Raw genomic sequence first — 13,851 nt, 5'->3', positions numbered from 1 at the left:
AAAACTCCGGCACCGTATACCCCATGTGTCGAAAAATAATCGCTTCAGACTTCGTTCGGGGCATCCGATGCGGTATTCGTGCCACAAAGTCCCCTCTATCAAACCAAGCACCGAACCCACCGGGGAATCGGAGGAAGATTCGATCGGGCGCAATATCTGTAATCTCACCCCAGCCCCAATCAGGATGTGGAACCATAAAATCACCTCATCAAAATAGAGATAGTTGAATCCCTTCGGTTGCCTTGAACCGATCGCGCGCCATCTGTTCTTTTGCTTCGACTTGAAGCCCAGTCAGATAAACGTCAAGCGCGTCAGGTTGGTCAAAAAATGTTTGATATCGTTGCAACACCATATCCAAGCAATCGGCTATATAGCGCAAACACGGCACAGCCATAGAGTTGCCCAATGCTTTATATCGCAAGCTATTAGGAGAATATGACTTATTTCTCCAAGGGATGTTGGTGTAATCGTCAGGAAAGCCTTGTAAGCGTTCGCATTCGATCGGGGTAAGCCTGCGAATCTCCCAGCCCAAACTTTGCCTACTAACAACAGAGGAAACTTGATCGAGCGACCATCCACCAGAACCTTTTGCTAGTAGAGCGTTAGAGGTTTCTTGACGTAACGTTGCTTGTCGGCAATCTATTGAATAGGCGATCGATGCGCCGCTAGCCGTGCTGCTGATATGCGATTTGTGGAAATTACCGGCCCGCAGCGTGGGAGCGCATTCTTCTCTAGCATCGCCGCCCGCATCAACCTTGCTAAAGCCGACGGCGGGGAATGCCACAGCTGAACTATTTCCACATTTACCAGACCGTAACGTTGGCGACAATTCTGATTGCGCTCCATTTCTGTAGTCGATCGAGCTAAATCCAACGGCGATCGGGATGTAGCAACCTACTCCGTCAATTCGATTCCCGCCGCCTCCATGTCCTTGTCCGAGGGTGTCAGAGATTGGTGGAGGAAATTCAATGCGTGCTGTAAAGTCGGGTGCAATTTTTTCCCTCGCGCTTTGCTGCGACGCAACACTCCCGACACTGCCTCCAAACTCAAATGATATCTCTCCAGATACAGAGAGAAATCGTCGGCTCTCGAACCAGGGTTTCGCTCCAACCAATCGCCCAAATTTTCTAGAATCGACGATAACTGCGTAGACTCGCTCCCTGTTTTGGGCGAGTCCGAAATTTCGAGCATTGAGTGTTCGCCAGGCCACCGAGATATATTTTCCGGCAACCATACCTGCACGTCGCCATCGTCCGCCTGGTGGCAAGATTTCGTCTGAGCCGACAGTGCAGCCCAAAAATTTGCCCCAGGGATTCCCTGCTGCCGATAATATTCCTGGTACATTTTCATAGATAGCAATAGCTGGTTGAATTTGATTGAGCAATTCCAAATATTGAAAGGTCAACATTCCCCGTGGGTCGTCTAGCGACTGCCGATCGCCCGCTACTGAAAAAGATTGGCAGGGCGGGCCACCAATTACTATATCAATTTCGTCGCGCCAGAGCGTCCCGTCTATTTTTGTGATGTCGCCGAGATTGGGTGTTTCCGGGTAATGATAAGCTAATACAGCGCTGGGAAATTTCTCAATTTCGGCGCAGAATTTAAAGTCGTAGCGATCGGTCAGAGCGTGTTCTGGAGCTCCAATCCCGGAGCACAAAGTGGCAGCGCGTAGCTTCATCGCTTTACCTCTATCTGGCTGGCAAAGACAAAATCAGTTTGGGTACCGTCCAGAAATTTGACGTAAATATAACGGTCAAGAAAATCTAAAATAATGGCTTCGCGCCGATCGTTCCGACCATAATCTACAACAACCACGTCCCGAACTTTGAAATCGCGTTGAGCCGGGCTAGAATTTTCTTTGGCAATTAGCGCGGGTAAATCCGTCATCAAGTTACCGAGTGTCTCTAGTGGCATTCGACCAGTGTAAGTGCGAGTCTGACGAATAGATGGAAGTACCTGTTCGCATACCCAGTCCCGAAAAGGTACGGCAGCGGGCAAGTTTGAGCGCAGAATTAATTCGTAGACCCCTGCCTCAGAAATAAAAATTGGTTGTCGTCCTGGTAGCCCTAAATCTAACCGTCGGTTATGTTTGAGCGAGACATTATCTGAGATTGCTTTTGCAGGGTTTTTGTACCCGATCGCTTTACAGACATCAGCAGCGCAGAACCAAATTTGATCCTCGCTATTGTGAATCTCGACTAATTGACTGTTAAAACTAAACATTTGTAAAGCTTGCATGACCTTTAAGTTTTTGCTTGAGGTATAGTTAGATTGGCGGAACCGAATTTGCAGTTGGTTCCGCCGAGACTGAACGAGAATCAAAAAAGGGAGAGCTGATCAGGATTGTAGGTCTTTTTCCTTTTTTCGTTATAGTCGTTAAGCTTGCGCGGTTTTCGGTATGATTGCCGCCACATTTGATAGTTTTTGCAAGCTATACCAGTTGAAAGAAAAATGCCTAAGATCTGCATCTCTTGACACCACACTTTGTACGGATGGTTACAGCGCATCCCAAACGGGTATTTTTGTTTTGATACCCAAGCTTTGCATTTATTAACTTCAACTTTCTCCCCTAAACACAGTTGTTGAGCTTCGTACTCAAGAAGCCCGTTCGCGATTTCGTGCGCGCAATGCGCTTGCCAATCTGTTAATGGTTTATTCCATCGTGGTTTCATTGTTTTACCTCAGCTAAGCAGGTTTATCAGTGCCAAGCAGTTTTTGCAATTCTTCCAGCGTCCGTCTCTTGCCAGAAGGATTAGCCCATTTATTTATTCGGCGAGGTATTTCTTCCTTAACTCGCTCAAATGTCGGGGCTTCGTCTGGGTTTCTGTAAAACAGTGGAATGTCATCTCTTGAGAACGAAATAATCCTGGTCATTCCGCTGATATTGGACTTGTCCCAACAGTAAAGATTGGTCGGGCATTGGTCTGTGGCCCATTTCCCCTTAGCTGATTTTGTATAACAAAATCGAGGAACATTGAGGATTAGAGTTGGCGGGTGATGTTTGATAAAATCAACCCGATCGGCACATACTTCAAACCAATTCAATCTGAGCACCATTACCACTCCCCGTCGTGAGTGTTGATAAGCGTTTTGCACGATTGGAGCGCTCAAATGGCTGTAGGGCGGGTTAGAAAAAATCCAGTCAGCTTGCGGTAGTGTCGCCCAGTGTTCTGGTTTTGTCGCATCGCAGTGATAGTCAGCAGGCTTGGTTGTGTCTATGTCGTTGCACCAAACTTTAAAACCAGCTTCTTTCATGATTGAGGCGATCGCGCAGTGACCCGCGCAAGGTTCCCCAATAGTCCCAGAGAACGGAATATGAGCAAGAGCTAAAAGGGTCAACCATGCGGGGGTTTCGTAGAAATCAAGCTCGTGCCTTCCTAGTCTTAGTTGCTCAACATTCATTAACTTTCTCCCCAGCATTTTCCAAGAAACTGTCGATAAACCGACAAATTTGGGTCTTCTTGAGGTGGCAGTATTTCTTTGTCGAGTTCTTCATAAACTAGATCGAGCAAAGATACTGCCATATCTAAAGCGTCATTCAGAGAAACCTCTGCGCTGTTATCAACGGGAGCAATCAGAGTTGCTTGTGCTTTTTGAAATTCTGGTTGGGTGGCAACCAGTTTTAAGGCTTCAGCCATGCCGCCGATAATTGCTTTTAATCCATCTCTATCCATGAGGAAACTGGGAGCGATCCAGCAATTCGCTAAAACAAACACAGTTGACCGTTTGGGTTGACCGAATATGAAGCGGCTTGAACTTGAAAGTGTCGCAGTAGCACTTCTTTGTCAATCAACTCTGCGACATAACGACGTACCAGCTTTCGGCAGTAAGAGAAAGACTCAATTAGCCGCTCTAATACGCGAACTCTTGCTTGTACCTTTTCTAGCTTTTTTGGATTCATTGATTTCCTTAACTCTGTTTCTTGGACGAGGACGAGTTGCTTCAACCTTGTGAGTTTCCGATCGCCCCGTAGAAGACGAACGGTACTCTTCACTCATGACCAGGTTTAAGTATCGACGGACTAACTCAGGGCCGCTTTTAGGGTAGTCCGCTAAGAATAAATCAACCTGTTCTTGAACTCCCTCTGGTAAGTTGTCCGGGATTTGGACAGATGGGCGGAGAATAGCGATCGGTGGAATTGCGAGAAAGTCTGCTGGCTCTGGTTGCATGGTTGTGTGAGGGGCGATCGGCTAGATAGTAATTAACTACCTAGCCTTGGCGTAAAACTAGCTTGCGGACGGTAGCGCTGGGATATCTAGCACATCATTAACTGAGGTAAATGCTGGCTGAGAATAAGTATCTCCGCGCATAATATACGCTGCCTCTTGTGGCGAAAGATTGTCGAGACATTGCATAGCCTTTGTTCCGTCCCAGTCAACCATCCGAGACAGATTGCTAGGGTCTGACAACACCGCTGCGGCTTGGTCAATTACAGCCCAGTCTTTCCGCTCCTGCCAAGACCATTTCAAACTGTAGTAGTTGATTGGCTTAACTACGCCACTGTCGTCTGGTTTCTGACCGGAATGCTTGACAAATTCGGGAATAAAAATTCCGGTTGCTGGTTCTACGCCACGAGATTGAACTGATGCTACCAAGCGGTTAAAGTCGTTCAACGTGCGATTCTTGATGTAAGTCACCATTACCGTTCCTTGTGGTAAATCACCACTTTCGGCAACGAACCAGAGTTGACCCCATAAAGTGTTTGAGGTTTGACCGAGGGAGCCAAAAAACTTGGAGAATTTGAGGATTGTCATTGAACATTTTGAACCGTAGTCCGCATCCCCAATCGCCCACTGCCCTGACTGGCAGTTGTTACGAACGGCGATCGGGATTTCTGGAACGAGTAGTTCGTTGGCTGCTTTGCTTCCGAAGACTGAAAAGATAGAGCGTTGATTTTCTGTTTGCTTAGTCATGATTGTTAGGCTTGGTTTAGTTCGGTTTGTTTTTAGTTTATTTGTTGCGGTTCTGTTCAGCCTTACCGCTGGTTGGCGATTTGGCTTATAACTTAGCTTTTGTTTTGGATCTCACTAATAAGTGAATCCGCGTAATCTACAGCTAATTTAACCAAGATATTCAACGAGGTAGCGCCTTCAGGGTTAATATCGCTACAGGCTATGTCACTTGATATAAGTGCAGCCAGTAAAGGCGTTGCAATTGACAATCGTAATTGTTGATTTTGATGTGTTGTCATGCTATTTACTAGCGTTGACACATAGGGACTTGACGTAGTAGGTTTTTCCGATTGTTTGTTTTCTTGAATTTTGCGGATTGCATTTTTAATCCGTGTAAGATCGCTATCTATTTGAAGTAAAGCGATAGGTGATTTTTCGCTAAGCGTCTTGAGCAAGGTTTCGTAATCTGAGTTGAGCAAGTCGTCAAGCCAACCGTAAGTTAATGTCATATTTGCATAGCATTTGATTTAGTTTCACCAGCCGTTTTACCGCTCCCGCTGGCACTGAGCAAATTTACTATTTCGTGCAAGTTATACTTTGTTTTGCAAACTGGTGTCGCTCGGCAATTTTATCTAGATAGCTGAGCGCTAAATTCTCATACGGGAAGGGTTGACCTGTAATCCCATCGTTTGCCCAAGCCCACCAGCGACCATCTAATCCCTGCATAATGCGACCGATGCCGCGATAGTTTTCAGTTTGGGCTAAAAATTGTGGGGAATCTTTAAAAGCTTTTGGGTTAAAAGTACGTCCAGCTTCAATTGCTGCTCGGATTCGTTGGTGGTGAATATTTGGAGCTTTGCGTTCGGCGGCAGTAAAGTCCGCACTAATTACAACCATGATTTCGTAAGTAGCTGGATTGCTGATATCCAAATAAACTAAAGCGTTTCTTGTTCTGAAATAAAAGTTGCGGAGCGCACCTTTTTTGCCAACAATAGTTCCCGTAGTGGGGCTATGCCAGTGGATAGTACCTTCTGGTTCAATCTCGGTTGCTGATTGCTCATCCAAATCTTCATCGTGAGTGGGCAGAATAGATGGGTCAAAAGCTGTAATTTTAAACAAGCTCAATACGTCAGTTTTAAGTTCTTTCATTTGTGTTTCTAATTGTTGGACTACAGGGGAAATCTGAGGTTCTGGTACGGGGCGATTATAGAACTCAATATCTCGTTCAATTTGCCGTAAATGAGTGTAAGCAATCGCCTCTGCTTCTGAACCAATCACAGTCCGCTCAACAGCCAATTGAGCCTCCATTTCCAATTGGGACAGATAGGCTAAATCGTTGAACTTGCGATCGCCTTCGCTCTCTTTCGTAAAAGCTGTCATGAAATTATTGTCAGCTTTTGGCTTTGTCGCATGGGGTAATACGATCGTAGCTTCCGGCAAAGCGGTCAATGTCGTTACTCGTCCGCGTCCGTTATCGCCTCGATTTGGGGGTGCGTCGTCTGTTGTTGCTGTCGCTGTGAATGCTGGCGCTTCCAGCCACACTTCTTCCGAAAAGATTTCTCGGTGGCTGATTCCGCAATTAAGAATGAAATGAATGCGTCCGTCGCTTAGGATTTTTTTGGAAGCAACTACTTGCGTTTTACGACGAGTAATTTCATAGTCCGTTTTGAGGTAATCACCGACCTCCATTTCTTGACAAAGCTTGGTGTACAGTTTGCTAGGTTTAGGTGCATCAGGTAAAGATTTTTGATACTCCCTGATTTCAGCCATCATTTCAATGTACCAAGCAGGTTGGGGCCAAGCGGATTGAGGGTAAGCAGCAGTTTTTTGAGAAACAATTGCTGTCGGTTCTACCCGCCCGCGACCGTTGTCTCCCTGTGGCGGTTCATCTTCCGGCCCGGTGACGGTTGGATTGATTGGATTGCATTTATCACACCAGCAAGTGAATGAATGCCAGCCTTGATTCCAGCGGTAGCGGTAGGGTTTTTTAGTCTCCGCAGCAATGCCGTTGTCGCCGCAATTTGGCGGTGCGTTGTCTGAGGTTGCAGTGACTGGTTGAATTGTGACGGCTTCTTTAGGGGCTGACTCAACTGGGGCGATCAGAGCTTCTGGTTGAACTTCACCTTTACTAGCAATTTCAGTAACCGGGATTTCAGAAGAAGCAATCAACTCAGTCATTTCAGTTTCGAGATTAGCAAGTTCTTGGTAACAGTCGCTCTTAGCTTCCCAGTGTCCGCGAGTCACGGCGTCGGTCAGTCCGCAGCAGTAGCGGTTGTCATCGTTGTCGATGCGGCGGGCTAGGGGACAAGTGGCGCAGGTCAGTGGGGTGGCGACGTGTTCCGGTTCAACTACGGGCTGCGGTTGTGCAGAGATGATGCGGTTTTGATAGTCGCGGCGGGTGCGGGTGGTGGCGGTGGCTTTCAGACTCAAGGAAGAATGGAGTTTTTGGACTTCGTTCCAGGTCAGTTGGTCTAACGATTTTTGGGTGTGGAGTGGTAACATGGTGTTGTCTCACTGTAATGGTGGGCGATAAGCGGGCGGTCTGCATTACTTTTCGACGAGTGGGTGCAGGCCGCTTTTGCTTGTAAGACTAATGTAACTACTTTTAGTAGTAATGTCAACCCCCAGTAGTAAATTCTTCGGGGTAGTCCAGATTGGCCACGGGTAGAATTTGACCTAGGCGAATCTCTAAAATTTCACAAATCGCCAAAACCAAGTCTAGCGGTACAGTTAAAGCTCTGCCGTCCTCAATCTTTTGAAGATATTGATGGCTATATTCATGGTTTGCGGCAGTTAGTCTTTCAGCGAGTGCTCGCCTAGATGTTTTACCCCTAAGTCGCTTAAGTCTAGCTCCAAGCTCCTCAGTCCACGATATTCGAGCGACATATTCAAGCGGAATCATTGGCGTCCCCTTTTCGTAATACTTAGATAATATTTTATTACCTGTGGTTGACATTATATCTCCAATTTACTACACTGAGTAGCATTGTTTCAGTAAATAAGGAGAATTCACTGGCAGGTAATAACTGTTGTCAAAAATAAAAACTCTGCGATGCTAGAGCATTTAGGGACTGCTCAACCCAAAAGTTACAAAAGGTCAGCGCAACTAAAAAATGAGAACTAATACCATGAACGCAATTTTTCAACTAGATAATGCCATCAGCAAAGAACTTACCGTAGAGGCTGATGGCAAGGCTTATGTCAGCCGCCGAGGAATTGCTCGGTTGTGCGGAGTTGATGAAAAAGCAATTCGACTTGTACTTGAGAGATCTAGTTACCAAGTAGGTGCGGAGCTAAACCCATTGGAATGGGTTGAAAGTATTACCAAGCAAGGATTTAAGGGTGCGGAGCTAGACTTGCCAAACTCACTTAAACCTCTTGTCGGACAATCATTTGAAGGTGGTGCGCTAATTCCCGACACTGCCGCCACTTGCATTATTGAATACTACGCATTCGACGCGGGTCGGTACTGTACAGAGCAAGCGCGTTTGGTTTACCGGACATTCGCCGCGATCGGTTTCCGCATTTGGGTTCAGTCAGAACTGGGTTGGAAACCCGCGCCAACCTCTGAAATGCCGCTACCGACAACGCATCTAGAACTAACGGTTACACTCGGTCAAGAAATGGTCAAGCTAGAACGCAGGGTCAACGAGCATTCAAATGCCATCGCTGAGTTAAAAACCACAGTTACCCAACTAGCTGATGCCAAAGTGGAAAAACGAATTATTGAAAAAGAAATCCCCCACATTTCGGAACCCTTTTCAGACAACGATTTGAACCCTATTGTGGGGGTTGTGGAGGCTGTGGAGGCTACAAACAAAACCAAAGAACAAATCCGGCTAGAGATTGAAAGGCTAAGGCTGGAAACAGTCAAAGAAAAGAATCGGGGAATTCAACTGCAGATTGAATCCAAGAAAAAAGGCGTCTCGAAGGCAGTTTTGAAAATTGTCCCGCCCCGCTACCAGACGAGAATTCTGGTAATGGCAGAGCGGAATGGTGGAGAAGTAACACTTCGGGAAGTGCAACATACTATCAGCGCACATTATAGACCATCTTCTCAAGCAGCGCGGGAGTGCTTCAAAGAAGTAGCTAGTTTGGGTTACGGGACACTTACAGAGACTGGGCGGTCTTTAAAATTCCATATTGGCGCAGAGGGTCGGCAACTACTAGAAAGTCTGCATTCCGATCGGGCGATCAACTAACCTTAAAAACCGTCCCCGCCGTCCCCAAAAGCCTCAAAGCTTTGTGCAGCAAATGTTTGGCGCGGGAATAAAACCTTCCCGGTGTTGTCCCCGTCCCCGCTTTTTTAGCTTACAGCTCCAGAAACCAAAAAGCTACCACTGACTTTGCTGGTAGCTTTTTAGTTAATCATTTTTACAGGAATTGCCCGCCTACATTCCAACTAAAGACCGCACTGGTACGATCGTCCGCAACTACGGTCAAGCGAAATTGTCCCCGTCCCCGGTTTACGACATAGAGCTGTACCCACTTGTAATCATTGCCAAGCAAAGTATTCAAGCTGCCGGGGACGGCGGGGACGGGGACAAAGTTAGACTTTTAGTATGTCAATCCAGTTCGTTTTTAAACCGAGGCAAACAAAATGCACAAGTCAATTAGAGCGATCGTAGCGTCAATATTGAGCTTTACCGTTGCAACTGCGGTTCAAGCTCAGGGTCAGCAACAATGGGTACAAATAAGCACAAGTGCAAACGGCGATCGAGTTTTTTTCGATCTTGGCTCCCAAATAAAAGTGTTTGATGCGGGCATTAAGCAAAATACTTTTCGCACTCTAATGCTAGCCACTTCCCCTGAAAGGCGGTCTTTCAGGCAGAAGTATCACGCTGATTGTCTAAAGGGGACTCTGGCTTTGCGCGGAATTGACTTGGTAAATTCCCAAGGTTCTTTAATCAGAGAAGTCCCCCTAGAACGCGCAGACAAAGACCCGACTATCCCCGCAAAAGATTCAATTGCAGCAGATGTTTGGCGATATGCCTGCGCTCAGTTTTAAAACAACAAGGACTAATATCATGAACACGATCGCAACTGAAATTTTGCTCGAATCCAAAACGGCCCGCAACGGACAGTTGACCCAAGTCAATAATGAGGTGGCATCAGACGTGCTCAGTAAAGCTAAGGCTCTGGTTTTTGCCCTGTGGCAGGGAACCGGTGCGGCAACTACTGAGCAAATGGCTGACTACTACGAAGTGCCAGTTGAAACAGTGAGAACAGTTTTTAAACGCCACCGTGACGAACTAGACTCTGATGGTGTCAAAGTGTTGCGCGGCAAAGCTTTGAGTGAAGTAAGGGTCATCATGAACCTTACGGAATTTAATCGCCCTCACCTCACAATCTGGACACCCCGCGCCGCCTTCCGTTTGGGAATGTTGCTGCGAGATTCCGAGGTTGCCAAGCAAGTGCGAACAGTGTTGCTGGATGTGGCTAATGGCGATCGCATTTCAGAGCCAAACCCAAACCCACAACCGCTACCAACGCAGGCAGAATTGACCGCCATGCTGGCACAGGAGACGGTGAAGCTGGAGAAGAAGGTGAACGCACTGGTTGACATAACGGCAGAACACGATCGCGCAATATCCGAGCTCAAAGAAAAAGTGGGGACAGTCATTCCAGAACCAGTACCTCTAACGGCTAAAGAACAGATCACGCTAGAGATTGAAAAGGTAAAACTGGAAACCGAACAATTCAGGCTAGAGGTAGAGAAAGAGCGCAATCGGGGGATTCAACGGCCGGCTAAAACCAAAAAGCGCGGTCCTGAAATAAGTCAACCCACCAAGCGCCCAACTTTAACGATTGTTCCTGTTCTGAATGTAACAAAAATCCTAGAATTGGCTGAGCGCAATGGCGGCATAATTTCAGCTCGCGATGTTTCAAAGTCTTTCACAGCTGACAACCGACCAACAACACAGCAAGTTAAGGAGTGGTTTAACGAACTAGCTAAGTTGAAATATGGCGAAGTTTCGGTGAAAGGATCGAGTACCAGATTTATTCTTGCCTCAAATCGTCCCCGTCCCCGGTAAAACAGACCGCTCTATCCCCAGTATCAAATCCTTAGTTGGCAAGGATTTGATACTTACTGGGGGCGACGGGGACGGGGACAAGCTCGATCGGGCTATTGAAAAAAAACTACAACATCAGCGCCTTACTACAGGACGTAGGATTTATGTAGTAAGACGGCCACATTAGTTTAAAAATTTTCCACATTCAACAGTTTTTTCGACTAACTTAGAAAACCGTCCCCACCGCCCCCAGTAGCCTCAACGCCTTGTGCGGTAAGTATTTGATACAGGGGACGGCATCTCCCCCAGTATTGTCCCCGTCCCCGGTTTTTTAACTTGCAGCCTCAGAAACTAAGAAAAGATCCGCCAGTTATCCGTCGTAATTCAAGGTCAATAACCATGAAAACCCTACTAAAACCAGTAACACAAGAGCGCGTCCTGAAAGCTTTGAACGCACTGCACGGCCGATTGCACCAGAACAAAGTAATGCAGCAAGCCCAAGCTTTCGCGCTGCACGGCCTGAAAACAATTACTAACTCTATAACAGAAACCGACGCCCAGAAACTCGGACTAGAACTGCAACTGCTAGAAGAACCAGTCCCAAGTCCTGCCGAGTTTTCCGCAAGGTTTGATCAGGTGATGGGCATTCATTGGGCGCGACAAGACAGAATATTAGAAATTCAAACCAGTAACAACATCAGCGGATTGTCTTGGCAAAGCATTGGAGCCAACCCCAACAGGGAGCCGCTTAGTTACCCGTACTTTCATTACTTCTTGCGCTCGATCGCCAGTGACCTTGACATCCTCAAACAGTTCAAGTCAACCGTCATCAGTTACTGGGTAGACTACGCCGTCGCCGCTGGTTTGACCGCTTACAAAATGGGAGTTGATGACGAATCTTTAGAAGAGGAGTGGTGCGAGATGGACAGCCCGAATAACGTCTGGGCATTAAGCGAACCATTCGACTGGGCAAATATCTGGGCTGAAAAATACTATCTATCTCCCAGCCTGATGCACTCACAGGGCTTTGACAGCCAGCGGAAAGAAGCATTGCATCCGGACGATCGGTTGTTCAACGAAGTGCATTTAGTTTTGGGCGTAGGAATCACGGACTATGACACCACAGGTAGTCAATCTTTGTGGTTTTGCGCGTCGAATTATTGCCCTTCACATTAACTACTGACAACACAGCCCCCAAAAAGCCTCCTCTGGCCACCGGGGTAAATTGCAGGGGATTTGTAGCAGATTTGTAGTACGTTGAGACACAATTACCCAGCGATTCTCCGGTAACATCCCCAATGTTACCGGAGAATCGCTGGGTAATTGTAATGGGATTCATAGTTGTTGGGCAGGTTGCCAAAACAAGGGGTAAAACAGTTCCAAGCCATGCAGGCTGATAGTTTCACAGGTTGCCAAAACCAAAACAGGAATTCCTGTTTTGAGACGTAGCAAGGGTTTTGAATTTTCTTGATCGATCAGGAAAACTGCTAACCGTCAGTTTTTAACCTTTTGGTTAAAAGGTCGGTATGTTGTGCTTGAAGTGTCTGAATGGGTTGCTCTTACTGCTGATATTTTGAAAAAATCGGCTGCAAGTCAAAGCTTATACCCAAGCCCAAGCAGCCGGTCGACAATTGAGGAAACAGCATAGATTTCGCGATTGAGCCGATTAGCCTCCGATATCCACAATCTTACCAACAAACCCCAATTGCGGTAATTGGGGTTTTTCATGCGCCTGTTTGAGAGGGTGTGCGTGTTGCAATTTATCAACAGTAGCCGGAAAGAATGACTAATGCCCAATGACTAATATGCCTAGTAATTGCCACTTGCGATCGCCTTAAACAATGTATGCGCCACCGGGTAACTCAATCGCCCCAAATTTCCTGAATCTCTTCTGCATCATCCAAGCACAAATGCCTTGGATTCTCTATTTCTGAAAGCTCACCCGGTTCGTCGTTGTACGACTCGTAGTAGCTCAAGTCAATTACGAAACCACGAGCCAACGCCATCTTGTTGCCGTTGAAATACCACTCGGCATCTCGCCAGATAGCAAAATATGCAGTGTTGCAAGTCGGGCAATCCCAGCGCGTGCCGATGTGCGGGGGTTCCGTGTGGAAACGCCGGCGGAACTCGATCGGCTTACCCCGCAAGTCCGACAACCGGACGGTGTTGTCGCAGCAGGACGATCAACATAAGTTTCGGCTCATTTATAACTCCTCTCAAATCGAGTGTATTTTTTCTGGATAAAACACGCCCGATCGTCGTCATCGTCCGATTTCCAATACTCCCACCCATCCGGTATGCCTTTACTCCCAAACTCCGACCAAGAGGTCGGTCGATTGCAGGGATAGTGGTGGCTACCATCTGCATTTTGTACGAGATAATCGTCATCAAGCCATCCCTTATATCGGTAAAATCTAATCGGGTGATCGCAGAACTCGCACTTGCAAGTCTCGCTGATTGAATCGTCATCGGTTTCTGTGAAATTGAGGTTAATTTCGTGTTTTTTCATTTAAAACACTCCTACAATCACAACTACGATTAAACCAATCAGCGCGATCGCACCCAACGCATAACACCCATTGACCGCCCAGCATTTACCCAGCAAACAGGCTTTGGCATACGGCACAACCCACCAATCAAAATCAAACCACTCCGTACCGCCATCAACTTTACCCCGATACATCCTCACTAATTTAAACTGTTTGTGCAGCGACTGTTCTACAAACAGCATATTGAACGTCCAGGCAACTTGCAGCAGTTTTAATTGACTACCGTATGATTGTTTGAGGTATCGCAGTCGGGTTGCGGGCGATCGGGATAACCCTATTTTGTAGAGTTGGGCGGTAGGGTCATAAATTAGATAGACGTAACCAGGGACGGCGTGATTAAGTTCTGGTTTGGGTTTACGGTCAGCGCGTAAAATTGGGTTTTGAGTTTTCATTATG

The 13,851-nt window shown here is 46.8% G+C and carries 18 protein-coding genes; 5 read left to right on the top strand and 13 right to left on the bottom strand.

Translation table 11 applies throughout. The features are described 5' to 3' along the window. Positions 1–208: 208 nt before the first annotated feature. The 10 genes from QUA47_RS15690 to QUA47_RS15645 all read right to left on the bottom strand — a co-directional run bounded on the left by QUA47_RS15690 (position 209) and on the right by QUA47_RS15645 (position 7,848). The gene (locus QUA47_RS15690) at positions 209–1,678 is read right to left on the bottom strand and encodes a DNA cytosine methyltransferase (RefSeq protein WP_333431422.1); all 1,470 of its coding nucleotides are present in this window, start codon (positions 1,676–1,678) and stop codon (positions 209–211) included. Beyond that, complete coding sequence (locus QUA47_RS15685) at positions 1,675–2,238, bottom strand: BRO family protein (RefSeq protein WP_333431421.1); 564 nt, start codon at positions 2,236–2,238, stop codon at positions 1,675–1,677. Before QUA47_RS15685 ends, QUA47_RS15690 begins: the two co-directional genes overlap by 4 nt. Positions 2,239–2,318: 80 nt before the next feature. Further along, positions 2,319–2,672, bottom strand: coding sequence for a hypothetical protein (locus QUA47_RS15680; protein ID WP_333431420.1), 354 nt, complete (start codon positions 2,670–2,672; stop codon positions 2,319–2,321). Between the two features lie 13 nt (positions 2,673–2,685). Beyond that, positions 2,686–3,402, bottom strand: coding sequence for a hypothetical protein (locus QUA47_RS15675; RefSeq protein ID WP_333431419.1), 717 nt, complete (start codon positions 3,400–3,402; stop codon positions 2,686–2,688). Next, positions 3,402–3,674: a hypothetical protein gene (locus QUA47_RS15670; protein ID WP_333431418.1), complete on the bottom strand. Its 273-nt coding sequence runs from the start codon at positions 3,672–3,674 to the stop codon at positions 3,402–3,404. Before QUA47_RS15670 ends, QUA47_RS15675 begins: the two co-directional genes overlap by 1 nt. 29 nt (positions 3,675–3,703) lie before the next feature. Then, positions 3,704–3,901, bottom strand: coding sequence for a hypothetical protein (locus QUA47_RS15665; protein WP_333431417.1), 198 nt, complete (start codon positions 3,899–3,901; stop codon positions 3,704–3,706). Positions 3,902–4,226: 325 nt separating this feature from the next. Next, entirely contained in the window at positions 4,227–4,913 is a 687-nt protein-coding gene (locus QUA47_RS15660) for a hypothetical protein (RefSeq protein WP_333431416.1), read from the bottom strand. 92 nt (positions 4,914–5,005) lie between these two features. Further along, entirely contained in the window at positions 5,006–5,401 is a 396-nt protein-coding gene (locus tag QUA47_RS15655) for a hypothetical protein (protein WP_333431415.1), read from the bottom strand. 67 nt (positions 5,402–5,468) lie between these two features. Further along, positions 5,469–7,394, bottom strand: a complete 1,926-nt coding sequence (locus QUA47_RS15650; protein WP_333431414.1) for a hypothetical protein — start codon at positions 7,392–7,394, stop codon at positions 5,469–5,471. Between the two features lie 115 nt (positions 7,395–7,509). Continuing rightward, a complete protein-coding gene (locus tag QUA47_RS15645; RefSeq protein WP_333431413.1) occupies positions 7,510–7,848 on the bottom strand; it encodes a helix-turn-helix transcriptional regulator in 339 nt (112 codons plus the stop codon). 172 nt (positions 7,849–8,020) lie between these two features. On the opposite strand from QUA47_RS15645, the gene QUA47_RS15640 reads away from it, so the two are divergent. The 5 genes from QUA47_RS15640 (at position 8,021) to QUA47_RS15620 (ending at position 12,082) form a co-directional block, all read left to right on the top strand. Beyond that, positions 8,021–9,094 carry a hypothetical protein gene (locus QUA47_RS15640; protein WP_333431412.1) on the top strand — a complete coding sequence of 358 codons (1,074 nt, stop codon included), beginning with the start codon at positions 8,021–8,023 and terminating at the stop codon, positions 9,092–9,094. A 181-nt stretch (positions 9,095–9,275) separates the two neighbouring features. Further along, positions 9,276–9,509: a hypothetical protein gene (locus QUA47_RS15635; RefSeq protein WP_333431411.1), complete on the top strand. Its 234-nt coding sequence runs from the start codon at positions 9,276–9,278 to the stop codon at positions 9,507–9,509. Further along, complete coding sequence (locus QUA47_RS15630; RefSeq protein ID WP_333431410.1) at positions 9,493–9,900, top strand: hypothetical protein; 408 nt, start codon at positions 9,493–9,495, stop codon at positions 9,898–9,900. The genes QUA47_RS15635 and QUA47_RS15630 overlap by 17 nt, the downstream gene beginning before the upstream one ends. Before the next feature lie 19 nt (positions 9,901–9,919). Further along, on the top strand, positions 9,920–10,927 hold the full coding sequence (locus QUA47_RS15625; RefSeq protein ID WP_333431409.1) for a hypothetical protein: 1,008 nt from the start codon (positions 9,920–9,922) through the stop codon (positions 10,925–10,927). 378 nt (positions 10,928–11,305) lie between these two features. Continuing rightward, entirely contained in the window at positions 11,306–12,082 is a 777-nt protein-coding gene (locus QUA47_RS15620) for a hypothetical protein (RefSeq protein ID WP_333431408.1), read from the top strand. A gap of 686 nt (positions 12,083–12,768) precedes the next feature. Here the strand turns inward: QUA47_RS15620 and QUA47_RS15615 are convergent. The 3 genes from QUA47_RS15615 to QUA47_RS15605 are packed head-to-tail and all read right to left on the bottom strand — an operon-like array spanning position 12,769 to position 13,847. Beyond that, positions 12,769–13,062: a hypothetical protein gene (locus QUA47_RS15615; protein ID WP_333431407.1), complete on the bottom strand. Its 294-nt coding sequence runs from the start codon at positions 13,060–13,062 to the stop codon at positions 12,769–12,771. Between the two features lie 44 nt (positions 13,063–13,106). Beyond that, positions 13,107–13,415, bottom strand: coding sequence for a hypothetical protein (locus QUA47_RS15610; RefSeq protein ID WP_333431406.1), 309 nt, complete (start codon positions 13,413–13,415; stop codon positions 13,107–13,109). Further along, positions 13,416–13,847 carry a GIY-YIG nuclease family protein gene (locus QUA47_RS15605; protein WP_333431405.1) on the bottom strand — a complete coding sequence of 144 codons (432 nt, stop codon included), beginning with the start codon at positions 13,845–13,847 and terminating at the stop codon, positions 13,416–13,418. It lies immediately after the preceding gene. Positions 13,848–13,851 lie beyond the last annotated feature (4 nt).

Source organism: Microcoleus sp. MON2_D5, assembly GCF_036701905.1.
Classification (GTDB): Bacteria; Cyanobacteriota; Cyanobacteriia; order Cyanobacteriales; family Microcoleaceae; genus Microcoleus.
The sequence above is the reverse complement of the archived record's forward strand: the minus strand, read 5'-3'. Positions and strand labels throughout refer to the sequence as shown.

Excerpts from the sequence above, each read along its gene's own strand:
- QUA47_RS15680 (WP_333431420.1), bottom strand. The coding sequence starts at position 2,672 with ATGAAACCACGATGGAATAAACCATTAACAGATTGGCAAGCGCATTGC.
- QUA47_RS15690 (WP_333431422.1), bottom strand. The coding sequence starts at position 1,678 with ATGAAGCTACGCGCTGCCACTTTGTGCTCCGGGATTGGAGCTCCAGAA.
- QUA47_RS15640 (WP_333431412.1), top strand. The coding sequence starts at position 8,021 with ATGAACGCAATTTTTCAACTAGATAATGCCATCAGCAAAGAACTTACC.
- QUA47_RS15675 (WP_333431419.1), bottom strand. The coding sequence starts at position 3,402 with ATGAATGTTGAGCAACTAAGACTAGGAAGGCACGAGCTTGATTTCTAC.
- QUA47_RS15630 (WP_333431410.1), top strand. The coding sequence starts at position 9,493 with ATGCACAAGTCAATTAGAGCGATCGTAGCGTCAATATTGAGCTTTACC.
- QUA47_RS15685 (WP_333431421.1), bottom strand. The coding sequence starts at position 2,238 with ATGCAAGCTTTACAAATGTTTAGTTTTAACAGTCAATTAGTCGAGATT.
- QUA47_RS15665 (WP_333431417.1), bottom strand. The coding sequence starts at position 3,901 with ATGAATCCAAAAAAGCTAGAAAAGGTACAAGCAAGAGTTCGCGTATTA.
- QUA47_RS15620 (WP_333431408.1), top strand. The coding sequence starts at position 11,306 with ATGAAAACCCTACTAAAACCAGTAACACAAGAGCGCGTCCTGAAAGCT.
- QUA47_RS15655 (WP_333431415.1), bottom strand. The coding sequence starts at position 5,401 with ATGACATTAACTTACGGTTGGCTTGACGACTTGCTCAACTCAGATTAC.
- QUA47_RS15645 (WP_333431413.1), bottom strand. The coding sequence starts at position 7,848 with ATGTCAACCACAGGTAATAAAATATTATCTAAGTATTACGAAAAGGGG.
- QUA47_RS15625 (WP_333431409.1), top strand. The coding sequence starts at position 9,920 with ATGAACACGATCGCAACTGAAATTTTGCTCGAATCCAAAACGGCCCGC.
- QUA47_RS15610 (WP_333431406.1), bottom strand. The coding sequence starts at position 13,415 with ATGAAAAAACACGAAATTAACCTCAATTTCACAGAAACCGATGACGAT.
- QUA47_RS15605 (WP_333431405.1), bottom strand. The coding sequence starts at position 13,847 with ATGAAAACTCAAAACCCAATTTTACGCGCTGACCGTAAACCCAAACCA.
- QUA47_RS15650 (WP_333431414.1), bottom strand. The coding sequence starts at position 7,394 with ATGTTACCACTCCACACCCAAAAATCGTTAGACCAACTGACCTGGAAC.
- QUA47_RS15670 (WP_333431418.1), bottom strand. The coding sequence starts at position 3,674 with ATGGATAGAGATGGATTAAAAGCAATTATCGGCGGCATGGCTGAAGCC.
- QUA47_RS15660 (WP_333431416.1), bottom strand. The coding sequence starts at position 4,913 with ATGACTAAGCAAACAGAAAATCAACGCTCTATCTTTTCAGTCTTCGGA.